We start from the raw sequence: 19,016 nt of genomic DNA, 5'->3' as shown, positions 1-19,016 counted from the left end.
CCCATTCGTCTCACGGACCTCGCAGGTTCGCCGGACATGGCGAGGGTCACACGCTTGCCCTGTACATGGCAATACACAGCACACGCCGCCGGCCCCGCTGTTTTCCTACAATCCAGCCTTTTGTCCAACCATGGGCTCCCTGATGCCGCTGGCCTCTTCTCCTATCGGTGTGTTTGACAGCGGCGTGGGCGGGCTGAGCGTGCTGCGCGCCCTGCTGGCCGCGATGCCCCACGAGCGCTTCGTGTACCTGGCCGACAGCGCCAACGCCCCCTATGGCGAGCGTGGTGACGCCTTTGTGGCCGCCCGCACCCACGCCATCACCCAGTACCTGCGCGACCAGCACCACATCAAGGCCCTGGTGGTGGCGTGCAACACGGCCACCGCGGCTGCCATTCACGAGGTGCGCAGCAGCCACCCGGAATTGCCCCTGGTGGGTCTGGAGCCCGCCATCAAGCCTGCGCTTGCCGTGACCAAAACAGGGCATGTGGGCGTGATTGGCACCCGGGGCACGCTGACCAGCGCGAAGTTCAGCAAGCTCATGACCTCGCTGGCCGACCAGGCCCACTTTGTGGTGCAGCCCTGCGATGGTCTGGCGCACGCCATTGAGCGCAGCGTGGCACTGCCTCCAGCCGCCGCGGGCAGTCCCGTCGATGCCACGGAGACCGGAGCGCTGTGCAAGCGCTATGTGCAGGCCATGGGTGGCTTTGGTAAGGAGCCCGGGCAAATGGACACCCTGGTGCTCGGGTGCACGCATTACATTTTTGTGGCCCACGAGTTGCGTGCACTGGTGGGACCCGAGGTTCAGTTCATAGAGACGGGCGAACCCGTGGCGCGCCAGACGCGGCGCCTGCTGGAGGCAGCCGACCTGCTCGCGTTGCCGCCGCCCCCGCACCCCAACGGCCAGCCCACATCCCGCGAGGGCCCGGAGTCCGTACAACTGCTGACCACGGGCCCTGTGGCCATGCTGGAAGCAGCAGCCCAGCGCTGGCTGAATCTGCCTCCCAGCCTCTGCCGGAGCGTTTCAGTGCCGTGATTTGGTAAAAAAGGCTGCCAGCGCCCGATTCATATGCACGAGTCGCTATTATTTTTGCAGCGACCTCGCTTTGAGACTTGGAACGTGTCGGCGGGCCTCGGTCTTCAGGAACCGTCCACGCCCCAAAGCCGGGTGCCTGCCTGCTCCACATGGGTGAGGTACAGGCGCAGGTCAAATTCGTACTGGTGGTACTGCGGCTCCATGTGGGTACACAGCTGGTAGAAGGCTTTGTCGTGGTCCTTCTCGCGCAGGTGGGCCAGCTCGTGGACGACGATCATGCGCAGAAATTCTTCTGGCGCCTGCTTGAACATTGCCGCGATGCGGATCTCGTGCCTGGCTGCCAAGCGGTTGCCCTGCACGCGCGACACGGCCGTGTGCAGGCCCAGCGCATGGCGCACCACATGGATCTTGTTGTCGAACAGTACCTTGTTGACCGTGCCTGCGTTGCGCAGGTAGCGCGCCTTGAGTTCCTGCGCATAGTCGTACAGCGCCTTGTCGCTGCGCATCGCGTGCGCCTGCGGATACTTGCGCAGCAGAACCGCTCCGAGCTTTCCCTGTGCCAGCAGATCGCGCGCCTGCTCCTGCAACGAAGCGGGGTAGGAACGCAGGTAAGGGAGATCAGTGCTCATGGGAAAACAGGCAGCGGCGGCCAAGGCACGGGGTAGCGCGGCCGCACAACGACATCAAAGCGCAGGGAGAATTGCCCCAATGCCTGGGGGAAGTCCAAGGGAGACGCCTAACACGGCCCGCGCGAACGCGCGGTACAAGGCGCTCTGCGCAGATCAGTGCAAGTGGCGCGGGCGACGGCCACCACTGCTGCCATGACCACCACCTGCACCACCAGGGCCCCGGGGTGGCTTGCCAATCTCCAGCGAATTCACCAGGGCATCAAAGCGCTGGCTGAACAGCTTGTCGATCTCGGCGACCACACCTCCCAACTCGGCGCCGTCAAAGTGGCGCTCCATCATGTTCACCACGTCTTGCACCAACAGATCGCGCTGCACCTGCATGATGGCAGCCGGTGTAGGGCCAACAAACAGCATCACGAAGTCGTCGCGCGACTCCGCCCCCTGCTCTTCTTCGTCTTCGTCAAAGTCGGTGTCGTAGAAGGTGACTTCGATCGCAGCCCCTTGCTCGGCCAGTTCATTGAGGCTCATGCACATCTCATCGAGCGACTGACGGAAATCCTCGTCCCCACGCACAGTCCAGCACATCTGCAGCAGGTGTTCCTGCGCGTCGTACTTGATGCCGGGCTCTTCCTCATAAGCGCTGGCGGAGCCATCGGCCAGAGAGCGCGCTCCAGCGTACTTCCACAGGGGTTTGAGCGCCTCCTGGAGCTGGTCAAAACTGACATCAGCTCGCAGGGGGACCTGTCCGTGGACATGGATTTCGAAGGGAGCGTTGTAACTTGACATGATTGAATCGTAGTGGTGCCCCGAGCCGGGGTCGAACCGGCACGCCCCTTTTCAGGAAAGCGGCGGATTTTAAGTCCGCAGTGTCTACCAATTTCACCATCGGGGCGCCGGCTGCTGAGCGCACACCTGCGTCGCAGCGTAACCCGGGCTGCGCACGCGCGCAATGCCCTGTCGCATCTCTGGCCACGGCGGCTGCTTTAAAACAGCGCGCCCTGCACCACCAAGAAAAAAGGGAAGCCTAAGCTTCCCTTTTCAAATATGGAGCGGGAAAAGAGTCTCGAACTCTCGACCTCAACCTTGGCAAGGTTGCGCTCTACCAACTGAGCTATTCCCGCATTTGCTTCTGTTTACCAGCGTTTCCGCCGGCGCTTATCAGCAAGCCTCAAATTATATCGCTATTTTTGGCCGTATTCGATTGCAAGCCAAAAATTATCCAACCAACTTTTCCACCGATACAACCCTGGCTTGCGTTGTGGCCCTATGGGCTTTCACACTTCACCGTTGAGACCGTATCTGGAGGCGCGGTCCGGAGTCGAACCGGACTAACCGGATTTGCAATCCGGGGCATAACCGCTTTGCTACCGCGCCAGGAATTCACATTCCTCTGACAAAAAAGGGAAGCAATTGCTTCCCTTTTTTGTGGAAATTGGAGCGGGAAAAGAGTCTCGAACTCTCGACCTCAACCTTGGCAAGGTTGCGCTCTACCAACTGAGCTATTCCCGCATTTTACCGAAGCCTCACATTGTACAACGTTTGCTGCGATGGAATGAATTGTAGCGCATTTTTTGGGCCTCCCCAAAAAATTTTGCGTCAGTGTTTCAATCCATCGGCCGCAGCGGAAGATACGGTCGCCTTCTCCGTGGGCACTGGCACCGCAGCGGCGGCCACTGCAACCTCTTCATCCGTCAGAGGTACGGGCTTGCTCTCCAGCGCCACGTCCAGCACCTTGTCGATCCAGCGCACAGGCACGATCTCCAAGCCGCTCTTGACGTTGTCCGGGATCTCGGCCAAGTCCTTCACGTTCTCTTCGGGGATCAGCACGGTCTTGATGCCCCCCCGCAGCGCAGCCAACAGCTTTTCTTTGAGGCCCCCGATGGCCGTCACCTCGCCACGCAGCGTGATCTCGCCCGTCATGGCCACGTCGCCGCGCACCGGGATACCCGTGAGCGCAGAGACAAATGCCGTCGTCATCGCAGCACCCGCACTGGGGCCGTCCTTGGGCGTGGCACCGTCTGGCACGTGGATGTGGATGTCACGCTTTTCAAACGTTTCGTCCTTGATACCCAACATGCGCGCGCGGCTGCGCACCACGGTGCGGGCAGCCTCCACGGATTCCTTCATCACATCGCCCAGCGAACCCGTGCGCGTGATCACCCCCTTGCCGGGCATGATGGCCGCCTCGATGGTCAGCAGATCGCCACCCACCTCGGTCCAGGCCAAGCCCACCACTTGCCCCACCTGGTTTTGCAGCTCGGCACGGCCATAGGTGTACTTGCGCACGCCCAGAAAGTCCGGCAGGTTGTCAGCCGTCACCACCACCTGGGGCTCCAGCTTCTTGAGCTGCAAGCCCTTGACCACCTTGCGGCAAATTTTGGACAGCTCGCGCTCCAGCGAACGCACACCCGCTTCACGGGTGTAGTAACGCACCATGTCGCGCACTGCAGGCTCGGTGATGAGCAGCTCCTCGTCCTTCACGCCATTGTTCTTGAGCTGCTTGGGCAGCAGATACTTCATGGCGATGCTGGTCTTCTCGTCCTCGGTGTAACCCGACAAGCGGATCACCTCCATGCGGTCGAGCAGCGCAGGCGGAATGTTCATCGAGTTCGACGTGGCGACAAACATCACGTCGGACAGATCGAAGTCCACCTCGACGTAGTGGTCGCCGAATGTATGGTTCTGTTCAGGGTCCAGCACCTCTAACAGTGCACTCGAAGGATCCCCCCGGAAGTCCATGCCCAGCTTGTCGATTTCGTCCAGCAGGAACAGCGGGTTGCGTGTGCCTACCTTGGAGAGGCTCTGCAACACCTTGCCCGGCAACGCGCCAATATAGGTGCGGCGATGCCCCCGGATTTCGGCCTCGTCACGCATGCCACCCAGGGCCATGCGCACGTACTTGCGGCCTGTGGCCTTGGCAATGGACTGGCCCAGCGAGGTCTTGCCCACGCCAGGAGGCCCCACCAGACACAGGATGGGTGCCTTGACCTTGTCCACGCGCTGCTGCACCGCAAGGTATTCAAGGATGCGGTCCTTGACCTTGTCGAGACCATAGTGGTCTTCGTTGAGAACGCCCTCGGCATTCACCAGGTCATGCTTTATCTTGGTCTTCTTGCTCCAGGGCAGCGCCGTGAGCACGTCGATGTAGTTACGCACCACCGTCGCCTCGGCCGACATGGGTGACATCAGCTTGAGCTTCTTGAGTTCGGCCTCGGCCTTCTTGCGCGCTTCGGCTGACATCTTGGCGAGCTTGATCTTTTTCTCGATCTCCTCGATGTCGGCACCTTCATCGCCCTCGCCCAGTTCCTTCTGGATGGCCTTCACCTGCTCGTTCAGGTAGAAGTCGCGCTGGTTCTTCTCCATCTGGCGCTTCACGCGGCCACGGATCTTCTTGTCTACGTTGAGGATGTCGACCTCACGGTCCAGCTGCTCGAACAGGTTTTCGAGGCGCGCCTTCACATCCGAAAGATCCAGGACCACCTGCTTGTTTTCGAGCTTGAGTGGCAGGTGCGCGGCGATGGTGTCGGCCAAGCGACCGGGATCGTCAATGCTGGAGATGGAGGTCAGGATCTCCGGCGGGATCTTCTTGTTGAGCTTGACGTACTGGTCAAACTGCTGCATCACCGCGCGGCGCAATGCCTCAATCTCGCTGGGCTTGTTGGCGTCGGGCGTAGCCTCGACTGGCGTGACGGTCGCCATGAAGTGCGTCTCCGCATCTTCAATCGAAGCCACCACGGCGCGCTGCTGGCCTTCCACCAGCACCTTCACGGTGCCGTCGGGCAGCTTGAGCATCTGCAGGATGGTGGAGACACATCCGACATCGAACATATCTGCCACCGAGGGTTCGTCCTTGGCGGCGGCTTTTTGTGCCACCAGCATGATGCGGCGATCGGCCTCCATGGCCATCTCAAGCGCCTTGATGCTCTTGGGGCGGCCCACAAAAAGCGGGATCACCATATGGGGAAACACCACCACGTCACGCAAAGGCAACAGCGGCAGGTCAAGGGGTGTGGCTGGCAGGGGGGTATGTCCGGACATGGAAATCCTCAAAGTGCTCTGTGGAAGTGGGTCCACATGTGGGGATCTTCAACCCTTGCACGCAGCCGTACTGGCGCAAGGGTTGATGGTTCAAAGGGCGACAACAAAGCGCCCGCTCCGGTCTTCTCAGGCCTTCTTGGCCGCTTCGCGGTACACGAGCAGCGGCGGCTTGTTTTCTTCGATGGTGGACTCATCCACCACCACCTTTTCGACATTGCTGGTGTTGGGCAGGTCGAACATCGTGCCGATCAGCGATTGCTCCAGGATGGAGCGCAGGCCACGGGCCCCCGTCTTGCGGGCCAGCGCCTTGCGCGCGATGGCTTTGAGGGCTGCAGGACGAATTTCGAGGTCCACCCCCTCCATGGCCAGAAGCTTGCTGTACTGTTTGACCAGTGCGTTCTTGGGCTCTGTCAGGATCTGCACCAGCGCGTCTTCGCTCAGCTCGGCCAGCGCCGTCACCACGGGCATACGGCCCACCAGCTCGGGGATGATGCCGAACTTGATCAGGTCTTCCGGCTCGATCTCGGTGAACACCTCGGTCAGCGAACGCTGCTTCTTGCTCTTGACCGATGCGCCGAAGCCGATGCCCGAGGCTTCGGTGCGGTTTTCGATGACCTTCTCCAAACCCGCGAACGCGCCACCGCAGATGAACAGGATGTTGGTCGTGTCGATCTGCAGAAAGTCCTGGTTCGGGTGCTTGCGCCCGCCCTGGGGCGGCACGCTGGCCATCGTGCCTTCGATCAGCTTGAGCAGCGCCTGCTGCACGCCTTCGCCCGACACGTCGCGGGTGATGGAGGGGTTGTCCGACTTGCGCGAGATCTTGTCGATCTCGTCGATGTAGACGATGCCACGCTGGGCGCGCTCGACTTCGTAGTTGCAGCTCTGCAGCAGCTTCTGGACGATGTTCTCCACGTCTTCGCCCACATAGCCGGCTTCGGTCAGCGTGGTGGCGTCGGCCATCACGAAGGGCACATCCAGCATGCGCGCCAGCGTCTGCGCGAGCAGCGTCTTGCCCGAGCCCGTGGGACCGATCAGCAGGATGTTGCTCTTGGACAGCTCCACATCGTCCTTGTGGGCCTTGTCCTTGTGGCGCAGGCGCTTGTAGTGGTTGTACACCGCAACCGCCAACGTGCGCTTGGCCACGTCCTGGCCGATCACGTAGTTGTCGAGGTTGGCCTTGATCTCTACCGGCGTAGGCAGGTCGCTGCGGCCTTCGCGGGCCAGGTCACCAGCTGGCAATTCGTCACGAATGATCTCGTTGCACAGGTCAATGCACTCGTCGCAGATAAAGACCGACGGACCGGCGATCAGCTTCTTCACTTCATGCTGGCTTTTGCCGCAGAAAGAGCAGTAAAGGGTTTTTTCGCTGGAAGAGCCTTTTTTCTCGGCCATGGGGGCAATGCCTTGCTTGTTTCGGAAAGTTGTCGGGATGATAACCAAATAAAAAACGGCGTCTTCCCCTCGGGAAAACGCCGCTTTCTCGCCCTCGGGCGATCAGGCGCGCTGGCTGATCACCTGATCGACCAGGCCATAGTCCTTGGCTTCGTCGGCCGAGAGGAAATAGTCACGCTCGGTGTCGCGCTGGATCTTCTCCAGCGGCTGGCCGGTGCGCTCGGCCAGGATCTTGTTGAGCTGCTCGCGGGTCTTGAGGATCTCGCGGGCATGGATCTCGATCTCGGTGGCCTGGCCCTGCATGCCGCCCAATGGCTGGTGGATCATGACCTTGGAATTGGGCAGCGCAAAACGCTTGCCCTTGGCGCCTGCCGCCAACAAGAACGCACCCATGCTGGCCGCCATGCCCGTGCACAGGGTCGAGACATCGGGCTTGATGAAGTTCATGGTGTCAAAGATCGCCATGCCAGCGCTCACCGAACCACCGGGCGAGTTGATGTAGAACGAAATATCCTTGTCGGGGTTTTCGCTTTCCAAGAACAGCAGCTGCGCCACCACCAGGTTGGCCGTCTGGTCATTGACCGGGCCCACCAGAAAAATCACGCGCTCCTTGAGCAGGCGCGAGTAGATGTCATAGGACCGTTCGCCACGGCCCGACTGCTCGATGACCATGGGGACCATGCCCAGGCCTTGTGTTTCCAATGCGCTCATGTATTTCTCCAGTCAAGCAGGTACTGTACCCAGAAATGAATTGGGGCTTGTGCGCGAAAGCACAAGCCCCTGAAGTGTCCTGAAGACCCCGCCGGGCGATTGCACGAGGCAGGCCGCCCGGCCCCAGGGCCTATCAGCCCTGCTGCGCCATCAGATCGTCAAAGGAGATGGCCTTCTCGACGACCTTGGCCTTGGACAGCACGAATTCGGTCACGTTGTTTTCGATGACAACGGCTTCGACTTCGGCCAGACGCTGGCGGTCGCCGAAGTACCAGCGCACCACGTCTTCGGGCTTCTCGTAGCTGGCAGCCAGCTCGTCGATGTGGGCCTTGAGCTGCTCAGGCTTGGCCTGCAGTTCGTTGGCACGCACGAGTTCGGCCAGCACCAGGCCCAGGCGCACGCGGCGCTCGGCCTGGGGACGGAACACGTCTTCAGGGATCTCGGCCTTGTCGGCATCCTTGACGCCGCGTTGCTTGAGTTCAGCGCGGGCGCCTTCCATCAGGCGGGCAATTTCAGCCTGAATGCTGGAATTGGGCAGATCCAGTTCAGCCTTGGACACCAGGGCGTCCATCACGGCAGCCTTGTTGCGGGCCAGCAGGCGGAACTTGACTTCGCGCTCCAGGTTCTTCTTGATGTCGGCGCGCAGGCCTTCCACGGAACCATCGGCAATGCCCAGCGACTTGGCCAGGGCGTCGTTCACTTCGGGCAGATGGGCGGCTTCGATCTTCTTGATGGTCACCAGGAAGTCGGCGGTCTTGCCAGCCACGTCCTTGCCATGGTACTCAGCGGGGAAAGCCAGGGGGAAAGTCTTGCTTTCGCCGGACTTCATGCCACGCACGGCATCTTCGAACTCCTTGAGCATCTGGCCTTCGCCGACCAGGAACTGGAAGTCTTCGGCCTTGCCGCCGTCAAACGGCTCGCCGTCGATCTTGCCTTCGAAGTCCACGGTCACGCGGTCACCGTCTTGCGCAGCGGCGTCCAGGGCGCGCTGGGCGAAGCTGCGGCGCTGCTTGCGCAGGATGTCGATGGTCTTGTCGATGGCGCTGTCAGTCACTTCGGACGAGAGCTTTTCGACTTCGGCGTCCGACAGGTCAGCAATCTTGACTTCTGGGAACACTTCGAAGATGGCGTCAAAAGTCACCTGGCCTTCAGGAGCACCTTCTTTTTCGGTGATGCGGGGCTGACCAGCTACACGCAAGTTGGCTTCGTTCGCAGCCACGGCAAAGGCCTCACCCACCTTGTCGTTCAGCACTTCGTACTGCACCGAGTAGCCATAACGCTGGGCCACCACGTTCATGGGCACCTTGCCAGGACGGAAACCGTCCATCTTGACCGTGCGGGCCAGGCGCTTGAGGCGCGTGTCCACTTCGGACTGGATCAGGGTGACGGGCACGCTCAGCGTGATCTTGCGCTCGAGCTTCTCAAGGGTTTCAACAGTAACGGCCATGGCTATTCCTCTTATGAATGTGGATCGTGCTGGCTGCAGCGCAGCAGCGCCGTGTTCCGCAAAGTCTCACATGGGTGGTGCGCGGGGGGGGACTCGAACCCCCACACCATTGCTGGCGTCAGGACCTAAACCTGGTGCGTCTACCAATTTCGCCACCCGCGCGGTTCTACAAACAAACAGGCGGCAACCTCAGCTGCCGCCTGCGTGAAATCGGTCAACCTTCTATTTTACCTGATACGGGAGACCCATCGGTCAAGCAACGCCCGCGACCTCGGGTGCGGGCCGTTTGACACGGAACCAGGCCGCGTACATCGCAGGCAGCGCCAGCAGCGTGAGCACCGTGGCCACGACCAGCCCGCCCATGATGGCCACCGCCATCGGGCCCCAGAACACGCTGCGCGACAGCGGGATCATGGCCAGCACGGCGGCCGCGGCCGTTAGCACGATGGGGCGCAAACGGCGCACGGCCGATTCCACGATCGCATCCCATGCAGGCACACCCCGGGCGCGGTCCTGCTCAATCTGGTCGATCAGGATCACCGAGTTGCGCTGGATCATGCCCATGAGCGCGATCACCCCCAGCAGCGCCACAAAGCCGAACGGTCGGTTGAGCAGCAGCAGGGACGCAGCCACACCCGCCATGCCCAGCGGCCCGGTCAGGAACACCAGCATCGCGCGGCTGAAGCTGTGCAGTTGCAGCATCAGCAGCGTGAAGGTGATGAACAGCATGATGGGAAGCCCCGCCGCGATGGACGCCGAGCCCTTGGAGCTTTCCTCCACGGCACCAGCCACCTCGATGCGGTAGCCCGTCTGCCCCGCCGACCGCCACTTGGCCTCGATCTCCTTGAGGGACGGCAACAGCGCCGCCGTCACCGTCGCGCCCTGCAGGCCCTCGGTCACGTCGCCCTGCACGGTGATGGCGTAGTCGCGGTTCTCGCGCCACATCACACCGGGCTCCCAGGTGAACACGGGTTTGGCGATCTGCGTGAGCGGGATCGACTTGCCCGACGCCGTGGGCAGGTAGGCGTTGGCAATGTCGGTGATGGCGTTGCGCTCATCCAGCGGCTGGCGCAGCAGGATGTCGATGAGCTTGTCGCCCTCGCGGTACTGGCCCACCTGGGTGCCAGACAGAATGGTCTTGGACGCTTGCGCGATGGACTGGCTGGTCACGCCCAGGGCGCGCGCCTTGGCCTGGTCCACTTCCAGGCGCAGCACCTTGACGGACTCGTTCCAGTTGTCGTTCACGCCGCGCATGTTGGGGTTCTGGCGCAGCTGGGCCTTGACCTCGTCTGCGCGCTCACGCAGCACCAGCGGGTCGGGGCCCACCACGCGGAACTGAACGGGGTACGGCACTGGCGGGCCGTTGGGAAGCAGCTTGACACGCCCGCGCACTTCCGGGAACTCCTCAGCCAACAGCGCCGGCAGCTTCACGCGCAGCGATTCGCGCAGCTTGAGATCCTGCGGCACCACGATGAACTGAGAGACGTTGCTCTGCGGGAACACCTGGTCCAGCGGCAGATAGAAACGCGGCACGCCAGAACCCACCCAGGTGCTCACCGTGTTCACGCCCGGCTCGGACAGCAGACGTTGCTCCACGCGCTTGGTCACGGCCTCGTTGCCCGCAAACGACGTGCCTTCCGGGAACCAGATATCGACCAGGATCTCTGGCCGGCTCGAATCCGGGAAGAACTGCTGCTGCACCTGGCCCATGCCGACAATGCCCAGCGCAAAGGTCAGCACCGTGGCACCAATGGTCAGCCAGCGGTGCTGTACGCACCAATCCACCAGACGGCGGAAGCTGCGGTAGAACGGGCTGTCAAAGACCTCGTGCGGGTCGTCCGTGATGCCCTTGTTGGCCTGAGCGGCCAAGACGTGAGGCGGCACCTTGAGCAGCAGCGTGCCGAGGTAAGGCACGAAATAGACCGACACGAACCAGCTGAGCACCAATGCAATCACCGTCACGGCAAAGATGGCAAACGTGTATTCGCCCGTGGTGGACTTGGCCAGCCCGATGGGCAAGAAGCCCGCCGCCGTGATCAGTGTGCCCGTGAGCATGGGCATGGCCGTGATCTCGTAGGCAAAGGTGGCGGCGCGCACCTTGTCATAGCCCTCTTCGAGCTTCAGCACCATCATCTCGACCGCAATGATGGCGTCGTCCACCAGCAGGCCCAGCGCGATGATGAGCGAACCCAGCGAGATCTTGTGCAGCCCGATGCCCCAGTACCACATGGCCAGGAACGTGACGGCCAGCACCAGCGGGATGGTGATGCCCACCACCAGACCCGGGCGGGGGTCGATATACCAGCGCTTCCACAGCGGGTTGTTGCCGGGCCGCTTGTGGAAGCCCAGGCTGATGAAGCTGACCGCCAGCACGATGACCACGGCCTCGATCAGCACCTTGACGAACTCATTCACCGAGGTGGACACGGCCTTGGGCTGGTCTTGCACATTGACCAGCTTCACGCCCGCCGGCAGCGACCCGGCGATGCGGTCGGTGGTGGTGTGCAGGGCCTTGCCCAGCGCAATGATGTCGCCACCCTTGGCCATGGAGACGCCCAGCGCAATCACCTCGCGGCCCTGGTGGCGCACCTTCACAGCCGGTGGATCCACATAGCCGCGCTGCACTTCGGCAATATCGCCCAGGCGCAGTTGCGCGCCCGAGGGGCCGCGGATCGGCATCGCGCGCAGGTCCTCGATGGCGTTGAACTGGCCTTGCACGCGCACCTGCACCTGGTCTTGCAGGGTCTGGATGGCGCCCGCACTTTCCACGGCGTTCTGCTGGCCCAGCTGGGCCAGCACCTGGTTCATGTCCAGGCCCAGCTGCGACAGGCGCTTTTGCGAGATCTCGATGAAGAGCTTTTCGTCCTGCACGCCAAACTGCTCGACCTTGGCCACATCGGGCACGCGCAGCAGCTGCTGGCGCGCGTCGTCGGCAAACTGCTTGAGTTCTGCGTAGCTGAAGCCCTCGGACTCCAGCGCGTAGATCACGCCATACACATCCCCGAAGTCGTCGTTGAAGAACGGGCCCTGGATACCCTGCGGCAGGGTGTAGCGCATGTCGCCCACCTTCTTGCGCACGCTGTACCAGACGTTGGCCACGTCGCCGGGCTTGGAGGAGTCCTTGATCTGGAAAATGATCTGCGACTCGCCAGGCTTGGAGTAGCTACGGATCTTGTCGGCGTAGGGCACCTCCTGCAGCGTGCGTTCCAGCTTGTCGGTGACCTGCTCGGCCACCTGCTGGGCCGTGGCGCCGGGCCAGTAGGTGCGCACCACCATGGCGCGGAAGGTGAACGGCGGATCTTCGTCCTGCCCGAGCTGGAAGTAGGCCGCAAAGCCCAGCAGCATCAGCACCACCATGAGGTAGCGGGTGAGCGCGGGATGGTCGAGCGCCCATTTGGAGAGGTTGAACCCCTCTTTGGGTTGGATTTGCGTCATGGCGGGCCTCAGTTGGCGGCAGAGGCCGTGGCGGTGGCAGGCGCTGCGGAGGCCGCGGGAGCAGATGGCACAGCAGGCATCGCTACAGATTCAGGAGCTGTCTGCGCTTTATTCACCGGCGCTTGAGCCACTTTTGGCTGATATACCGTCACCTTCTGGCCTGGGGACAGCACATGCACGCCGGTGGCCACCACCTGCATGCCGGGGGTCAGTCCCCCGGCCACCACGGCATCGTTGCCGTCGGCCGTGGCAATCTGCACCACCTGCGATTTGACGGTGCTGGTCGCGGGGTCGTACACCCACACGGCGGTGGACTGGCCCTCCTGCCGCAGCGCGCTGGTCGGCAGCTTGATGGCGGCAATGCCGGCGTGGCTCAGTGCCTTGGGCGTGGCGTACACGGTGGCGCCCAGCGCCGGGGCGTCGGCCGCGTCAATGGCCACCTTGACCTGGAAGGTGCGGGTCGCAGCGTCGGCACTGGCAGCTACTTCACGCACGCGCCCCGTCAGGGTCGCGCCGCCAGACCAGCCACGCACGGCCACCTCGGAGCCCGTCGTGATTTGCGCCACCTTGTCTTCGGGCACGGCAAACACCACGTCGCGCGGGCCGTCCTGCGCAATGCGCACCACCGGCGCGCCAGCCGACACCACCTGGCCCGGCTCGGCATCGATGCCCGTCACCACGCCCGACACATCGGCCACCAGCGTGGTGTAGGCCGCCTGGTTGCCCTGCGACGACAGCTGGGCGCGCGCCTGGTCGAGCGTGGCCTGGGCGGCCTTGAGCGTGGCCTCGCGGCGTTCCAGCTCGGCACCGCTGATGAAGTTCTGGTCTTTCAGCGCCTGGTAGCGCTTGAGGTCTGCCGCCGCCAGGTCGCGCTGCGTGGTGGCCGATGCCAGTTGCGCGCGCGCCGCGTCAGCCGCCAGCTGGTAGTCCTTGGGGTCCAGTTGCGCCAGCACCTGGCCCGCCTTCACGCGCTGGCCCAGTTCGGCCTGGCGCTGCACGATCTTGCCCGCCACGCGAAAGCCCAGGCGCGACTCCACCCGCGCGCGCACCTCGCCCGAATACTCCAGACTGGACTGCAGCGAGCCCACGCCCACCGTCATCAGCTTGACGGAACGCACTGGCTCCTCGGGCGGTGCGGGCCGTGAACAGGCGGCCAGCACAGTAGCGGTGGCCAACACCAGCAAAAACCTGGAATGCCGTGAAGAGGGCCGCAAGGCGGAGGATGTGCGCATGGGAAATCCGGTGAATAAAAAGGGGGCCACAAGGATCAACAAGCAAAACGCAGGCCCAAACGCCTGCGCTGCAACGGTACGCCTGGCGTCTGCCAACGAGCACCCGGCGGTGGCAGGTGGCGCTCGTCAACGACGCAGCGGCCAGACGCCTTGCCCCCCAAAAAGAGAGTTTTGCCATTACTGACTGACCGGTTAGTAATCTATGAGAAGCCCCTGGCCTTGTCAAGCGACAATCCGGGGTGTGAACGACCGCCCCAGCCCCTCCCCCCGTCCCGGCGCAGCATGCGCGCCACAGCCTACCGCGACTGAAGCGGTGGCGCCCCCCGTCACCCACTACGAAAACTTCCCCGTCGCGTCGCTGCTGTGCCCGCCCCACCTGCGCCAGCCGATAGCCGCCATCTACGGCTTTGCGCGCACGGCGGACGACATGGCCGACGAAGGCGATGCCCCGGCCGCGACCCGCCTCGCCGATCTGGCTGCCTACCTGGCCGACCTGCGCACCATTGCTCAGGGCGATGCGCCGTCTGCCCGCTGGGCCAGCGTGTTTTTGCCGTTGCAAGCCGTGTTGCGCAGCCACCAGCTGCCTGTGCCCCTGCTGGAAGACCTGCTCAGCGCCTTTGCCCAGGACGTGGAGAAAACCCGTGACGGTGAGGGCTACGCCGACCGCGACGAGCTGCTGGACTACTGCCGCCGCTCGGCCAACCCCGTGGGCCGGCTGCTGCTGCACCTGTATGGCGTGCACGACGCCGAGGCGCTGCGCCAGAGTGACGCCATCTGCACCGCGCTGCAGCTCATCAACTTCTGGCAGGACCTGTCCGTGGACATCCCCCGGGGCCGCCACTACCTGCCCCGTGCCGACTGCGCGACCTATGGCGCCTGCCAGTCCGAGCTGCTGGCGCTGCAAAGCACCCGCGAGAACGCCCGCCTGATTGCCGACTGCGCCCACTGGGCGCGCACCACCATGCAGAGCGGCGCCCCCCTGGTGCACCGCCTGCCCGGCCGTGCTGGCTGGGAGCTGCGGCTGGTGGTGCAAGGCGGCCTGCGCATCCTCGACAAGGTCGATGCCCTCAAAGGCGGCAGCCTGCACACCCGGCCCAAGCTCCGTGGGTGGGACTGGTGCGTGATGCTGGGCCGCGCGCTGGTGATGTAAGAAAGATTCATGGGCCGCAAGGCGGGCTCACACACTCGCCCGCCAGAGCACCATGCAGTGCAAAAACGGCCTATAGCGCTTGATTTATATACGCCACCAGCTATTTAATTCATAGCGATCCGCTGAGATGTTCCACGCCCTCGGCCCGGTCGGGGCAGGGATAGCGAGCATGCCCCGGCCACCGCACCCGGTTAGCCTCGCGGCCACCGTGGCAGGGCGGCGGCCAGCGCCCCACCCTGCCGGCCCGTGCCTGCGCGCCACAAGCGCTGCGGCACTTCCTTTGAGCCAGGGTCACCCCCACCATGTCCGTCAGCGTTTTCGACCTCTTCAAGATCGGCATCGGGCCGTCCAGCTCCCACACCGTGGGCCCCATGATTGCGGCCCGGCAGTTTGCCTGCCATGTGCGCGACACCGTCGGCCTGGCGGCGGTGTACCAAGTTACCGTGGAGCTGTTCGGCTCTCTCTCGGCCACCGGCGTGGGCCACGGCACCGACCGGGCCGTGCTGCTCGGCTTGGCCGGACACGAGCCAGACCATATCGACCCCGACCAGATCGCCCCCGCCATCGCACAGATCCGCCAAAGCGGCACGCTGGCGTTGCTGGGCGAGCATGCCGTGCCGTTTGTCGAAAAGGACCACCTGCTGTTTCGCCGCAAAAGCCTGCCGCTGCACCCCAACGGCATGGCGTTCCATGCACTGGATGCGCAGGGCAACGACATCGCCATGCGCGAGTACTACTCGGTAGGCGGCGGCTTTGTGGTCGATGCGGCCGGCCAGCGCGTGCTCAACACCCCGGCCAGCGCGGGCGCCGACACCGCAGGCCACGGCCAGGGCCTGCCACACCCGTTCCGCACCGGGGCCGAGCTGCTGGCGCAGTGCCGCACCACGGGCCTGAGCATGGCCCAGCTCATGGCCGCCAACGAACAGCACTGGCGCAGCCCGGCCGAGGTGCGGCGCCAGTTGCTGGCCATCTGGCAGACCATGGCAGGCGCCGTGCAGCGCGGCTGCGCCAGCACTGGCACCCTGCCCGGCCCCATGCATGTGCGCCGCCGCGCGGCCGAGCTGCACAAGAACCTGAGCCGCTCGCCCGAGGCTGCCCTGCGCGACCCGCTCTCCATGCTGGACTGGGTGAATCTGTACGCCATGGCCGTGAACGAAGAAAACGCCGCGGGCGGCCGCGTGGTGACCGCGCCCACCAATGGCGCAGCGGGCGTGATACCGGCCGTGCTGCACTACTACGTCAACTTTCTGCAGGGCCCCATCGCCGCCAACGACGACGGCATTGCCACCTTTTTGCTCACCGCAGGCGCCATCGGCATCATCTACAAGGAGAACGCCTCGCTCTCGGGCGCCGAGGTGGGCTGCCAGGGCGAGGTGGGCGTGGCCTGCTCCATGGCCGCCGGCGCACTGGCCGCCGTGATGGGCGGCACGCCCGAGCAGGTAGAGAACGCCGCCGAGATCGGCATGGAGCACAACCTGGGCATGACCTGCGACCCGGTGGGTGGCCTCGTACAAATCCCCTGCATCGAGCGCAACGCCATGGGTGCGATCAAGGCCATCAACGCCGCCCGCATGGCGCTGCGCGGCGACGGGCAGCACGTGGTCTCGCTCGACAAGGTCATCAAGACCATGATGCAGACCGGCGCGGACATGAAGGTGAAATACAAAGAAACATCGCGCGGCGGGCTGGCGGTGAATGTGGTCGAATGCTGAACCGCGCCGCCCACCGGCCCCTATCGCAATCCCTCTCGCACCTCGCTTCGCGGCACGTTTCGTAGCCCCCCACCTGCATGCATCTGCCGCCGGACCTGCCCACCCCCTTGCCACTGGAGCGCTGGCTCAACCGCCTGGGCGCACTGGTGATGCCGCTGGCGCTGCTGGTCGTGCTGCTGCTGTTTTTGCAATGGCCGTTGCGCGACGGGTGGGGCGCGGGGTCCAGCCAGGCCAACGACCTCGCGCAGGTGCTGTTTGCGCTCTATGTGGCCGTGGCCCTGCGCCATGCCGACCGGCGCGGCGCCCACCTGGTCAGCCGCCCCGACCTCGCCCATGCGGGCCGGGGCCCGGTGCGCGCCATGCGCCTGCTGGGCGCGCCCCTGGCCGTGCTGCCCTGGGCGGTGTTTGTGTGCATCAACGCCGCGCCCACAGTGTGGCGGTCGATGCGGGGGCTGGAGAGTTTTCCTGAAACCGCCAACCCCGGCTACTTCGTCATCAAGCTGGCCTTGCTGCTGTTGGCCGTTTTGCTAGGCCTGCAGGCCCTGGCCGACCTGTGGCGGGCCGTGCACACGCTGCGCACGCCCACTGGCGCACCGGCGGACCCTGCATGAGTCTCATCCCATGAACGCCATCGGCCTGTTGCTGCTGGTGCTGGCGCTAGTGCTGATGATGACCACCGGCTGGGCCACCTACGCCGTGCTGCTGGGCGTCAGCACCCTGGGCGCGGTGGCAGGCCTGGCGCTGGGCGCGTTTGATGGCGCGGTGCTGCGCAGCCTGCCGGAGCGTGTGGTGGGCCTGCTCGAACACGACCTGCTGCAGGCGCTGGTGCTGTACGCCGTGGTGGGTGCACTGCTCAACCACTTGGCACTGGTCAACGGCCTGTACAGCGGCCTGCGCAAGCTGCTGGCGCGCGTGGTGGGGCAACGGGCCGCGCCCGACATGGCGGGCCTGGGCGTGGGCATGCTGATGGCTCCCATGAACGGATCGGTGGGGGCCAGCCTGGTGACCCTGTCGCACACCGCCGGGCAGGCCTGGGCCCACGAAGGCATGCCGCCCGCCCGCCGCACCGCCCTGGTCGCCGTGGCCAGCACGCTGGGCATCATCGTGCCGCCGTCGCTGGTGCTGTTGCTGCTGGGCGATGCCATGCTGCGCGCCCACACCGAGGGCCTGACCCTGGCCACGCAACTGGGGCTGGCCAGCGCCCGCGCGGGCACCCGCATCATCAACACCCAGGATGTGCTGCAGGCCGCCCTGGCACCCGGCGCCTTGCTGCTGGTGCTGTGGATGGGTGTGACCTGGTGGCTGGCCCAGCGCCGGACTGGCGGCACCGCAGGTCACAGGGCAGCGTCCCCCACCCCCTTAGCCCTGACCCCCAGCGAACGCTGGACGCTGGGCGTGGTGCCTACGCTCATCGTAGCCCTGCTGGCACTGGTCACCACCGGCCGTGTTCGGGCGGTGGAGGCCGCCGCCACCGCCGGGGTGCTGCTGCTGGTGTGGGGCGTGACGTCGCGCCAGCTCACGCTGCGGCGGCTGGCGCAGGTGCTGGACGACGCCATGGCGCTCACCGGTGCGCTGTTTGCGCTGCTGGTGGCGGCGGTCACGTTCTCGCTGGTGCTGCGCGCCTACGGCACCGATGTGCTGGTGGCTGAATGGATGCGTGCCCTGCAGGGCCAGCCCCTGCTGGCCATGGGGGTGGTGCTGGCCGTTCTGCTGGGGTCGGCGTTTGTGCTCGATGCGTTCGAGCTGATCTTCCTGATCATTCCCATCGTCATGCCCCCTTTGCTGGCGCTGGTGGATGACGCGGCCTGGGTGGCCGCGCTCACCTTGCTGGTGCTGCAGGCGGGGTTCCTGCTGCCGCCGTTGGGCTACGCGCTGGTGCTGTCCCGCGCCCAGGTGGCGCCCCGGCCCGCCATGGGCGCGGTGGCGCGCGCGCTGGCGCCCTACCTGCTCTGCCTGGCCGGTGTGATCGCCCTGGTGATGGCCGTGCCCGCCACCACGCAGTGGCTGCGCAGCACGCCCGCCACGCTGCCCGAGATGTCAATCCAGGGCGACGACCTGGACGCGCTGATGCGCGAGATGTCGCAACCCGAGGCGCCTGCCCCTGCACCCGCCGCCTCACCAACGGCTCCGTGACGCCTCCTCGAAAGCTATCATTTAAATAGCAACCAGGACATGCTGCACTAGCGCATCCGCCCGAAAACACCTCAAACCCCGACAACCGGCCCGCCCCGGTGCGC

Annotated in this window: 13 protein-coding genes and 5 tRNA genes; 5 read left to right on the top strand and 13 right to left on the bottom strand. The window is 64.5% G+C overall.

What is annotated here, in order from left to right:
* Positions 1-142: 142 nt before the first annotated feature.
* A complete protein-coding gene (gene murI, locus C8C99_RS04785) occupies positions 143-1,033 on the top strand; it encodes a glutamate racemase (protein WP_108627043.1) in 891 nt (296 codons plus the stop codon).
* Between the two features lie 104 nt (positions 1,034-1,137).
* On the opposite strand, the gene C8C99_RS04780 is transcribed toward murI, so the two are convergent.
* From C8C99_RS04780 to C8C99_RS04720, 13 genes are all read right to left on the bottom strand, one after another.
* Positions 1,138-1,662 carry a M48 family metallopeptidase gene (locus C8C99_RS04780; protein WP_108625119.1) on the bottom strand — a complete coding sequence of 175 codons (525 nt, stop codon included), beginning with the start codon at positions 1,660-1,662 and terminating at the stop codon, positions 1,138-1,140.
* Between the two features lie 153 nt (positions 1,663-1,815).
* Entirely contained in the window at positions 1,816-2,448 is a 633-nt protein-coding gene (locus C8C99_RS04775; protein ID WP_108625118.1) for a DUF6806 family protein, read from the bottom strand.
* Positions 2,449-2,461: 13 nt separating this feature from the next.
* Positions 2,462-2,554 (bottom strand) — tRNA-Leu (locus C8C99_RS04770).
* 153 nt (positions 2,555-2,707) lie between these two features.
* Positions 2,708-2,783, bottom strand: a tRNA-Gly gene (locus C8C99_RS04765).
* 179 nt (positions 2,784-2,962) lie between these two features.
* A tRNA-Cys gene (locus tag C8C99_RS04760) sits at positions 2,963-3,036 on the bottom strand.
* Between the two features lie 59 nt (positions 3,037-3,095).
* Positions 3,096-3,171: transfer RNA gene (locus C8C99_RS04755), tRNA-Gly, on the bottom strand.
* 87 nt (positions 3,172-3,258) lie between these two features.
* A complete protein-coding gene (gene lon, locus C8C99_RS04750) occupies positions 3,259-5,700 on the bottom strand; it encodes an endopeptidase La (RefSeq protein ID WP_108625117.1) in 2,442 nt (813 codons plus the stop codon).
* Between the two features lie 126 nt (positions 5,701-5,826).
* A complete protein-coding gene (gene clpX / locus C8C99_RS04745) occupies positions 5,827-7,092 on the bottom strand; it encodes an ATP-dependent Clp protease ATP-binding subunit ClpX (protein ID WP_056638166.1) in 1,266 nt (421 codons plus the stop codon).
* A gap of 102 nt (positions 7,093-7,194) precedes the next feature.
* Complete coding sequence (gene clpP / locus C8C99_RS04740; protein WP_015014885.1) at positions 7,195-7,803, bottom strand: ATP-dependent Clp endopeptidase proteolytic subunit ClpP; 609 nt, start codon at positions 7,801-7,803, stop codon at positions 7,195-7,197.
* A 133-nt stretch (positions 7,804-7,936) separates the two neighbouring features.
* Positions 7,937-9,250 (bottom strand): trigger factor, encoded by a 1,314-nt coding sequence (tig, locus tag C8C99_RS04735; RefSeq protein WP_056638163.1) that lies wholly within the window; start codon positions 9,248-9,250, stop codon positions 7,937-7,939.
* A 75-nt stretch (positions 9,251-9,325) separates the two neighbouring features.
* Positions 9,326-9,412, bottom strand: a tRNA-Leu gene (locus tag C8C99_RS04730).
* Between the two features lie 90 nt (positions 9,413-9,502).
* Complete coding sequence (locus tag C8C99_RS04725; RefSeq protein ID WP_108625116.1) at positions 9,503-12,685, bottom strand: efflux RND transporter permease subunit; 3,183 nt, start codon at positions 12,683-12,685, stop codon at positions 9,503-9,505.
* A gap of 8 nt (positions 12,686-12,693) precedes the next feature.
* Complete coding sequence (locus C8C99_RS04720) at positions 12,694-13,917, bottom strand: efflux RND transporter periplasmic adaptor subunit (protein ID WP_108625115.1); 1,224 nt, start codon at positions 13,915-13,917, stop codon at positions 12,694-12,696.
* Positions 13,918-14,230: 313 nt separating this feature from the next.
* On the opposite strand from C8C99_RS04720, the gene hpnC reads away from it, so the two are divergent.
* From hpnC to C8C99_RS04700, 4 genes are all read left to right on the top strand, one after another.
* Entirely contained in the window at positions 14,231-15,067 is an 837-nt protein-coding gene (gene hpnC / locus C8C99_RS04715) for a squalene synthase HpnC (protein WP_056638154.1), read from the top strand.
* A gap of 302 nt (positions 15,068-15,369) precedes the next feature.
* Positions 15,370-16,779, top strand: a complete 1,410-nt coding sequence (locus tag C8C99_RS04710) for an L-serine ammonia-lyase (protein WP_108625114.1) — start codon at positions 15,370-15,372, stop codon at positions 16,777-16,779.
* A 77-nt stretch (positions 16,780-16,856) separates the two neighbouring features.
* Positions 16,857-17,390: a C4-dicarboxylate ABC transporter substrate-binding protein gene (locus tag C8C99_RS04705; RefSeq protein WP_108625113.1), complete on the top strand. Its 534-nt coding sequence runs from the start codon at positions 16,857-16,859 to the stop codon at positions 17,388-17,390.
* Positions 17,391-17,400: 10 nt separating this feature from the next.
* On the top strand, positions 17,401-18,912 hold the full coding sequence (locus C8C99_RS04700) for a TRAP transporter large permease subunit (RefSeq protein WP_108625112.1): 1,512 nt from the start codon (positions 17,401-17,403) through the stop codon (positions 18,910-18,912).
* The last annotated feature ends 104 nt before the right edge of the window (positions 18,913-19,016 follow it).

It is taken from the genome of Acidovorax sp. 107, from assembly GCF_003058055.1.
Lineage (GTDB): Bacteria > Pseudomonadota > Gammaproteobacteria > Burkholderiales > Burkholderiaceae_C > Acidovorax.
Note: the sequence above shows the minus strand (reverse complement) of the source record. Positions and strands in the feature narration are given on the sequence as shown.

Coding starts and splice junctions, on each gene's coding strand:
- C8C99_RS04705 (WP_108625113.1), top strand. CDS start 16,857: ATGCATCTGCCGCCGGACCTGCCCACCCCCTTGCCACTGGAGCGCTGG.
- clpP (WP_015014885.1), bottom strand. CDS start 7,803: ATGAGCGCATTGGAAACACAAGGCCTGGGCATGGTCCCCATGGTCATC.
- lon (WP_108625117.1), bottom strand. CDS start 5,700: ATGTCCGGACATACCCCCCTGCCAGCCACACCCCTTGACCTGCCGCTG.
- C8C99_RS04780 (WP_108625119.1), bottom strand. CDS start 1,662: ATGAGCACTGATCTCCCTTACCTGCGTTCCTACCCCGCTTCGTTGCAG.
- C8C99_RS04700 (WP_108625112.1), top strand. CDS start 17,401: ATGAACGCCATCGGCCTGTTGCTGCTGGTGCTGGCGCTAGTGCTGATG.
- clpX (WP_056638166.1), bottom strand. CDS start 7,092: ATGGCCGAGAAAAAAGGCTCTTCCAGCGAAAAAACCCTTTACTGCTCT.
- murI (WP_108627043.1), top strand. CDS start 143: ATGCCGCTGGCCTCTTCTCCTATCGGTGTGTTTGACAGCGGCGTGGGC.
- C8C99_RS04775 (WP_108625118.1), bottom strand. CDS start 2,448: ATGTCAAGTTACAACGCTCCCTTCGAAATCCATGTCCACGGACAGGTC.
- tig (WP_056638163.1), bottom strand. CDS start 9,250: ATGGCCGTTACTGTTGAAACCCTTGAGAAGCTCGAGCGCAAGATCACG.
- C8C99_RS04725 (WP_108625116.1), bottom strand. CDS start 12,685: ATGACGCAAATCCAACCCAAAGAGGGGTTCAACCTCTCCAAATGGGCG.
- C8C99_RS04720 (WP_108625115.1), bottom strand. CDS start 13,917: ATGCGCACATCCTCCGCCTTGCGGCCCTCTTCACGGCATTCCAGGTTT.
- C8C99_RS04710 (WP_108625114.1), top strand. CDS start 15,370: ATGTCCGTCAGCGTTTTCGACCTCTTCAAGATCGGCATCGGGCCGTCC.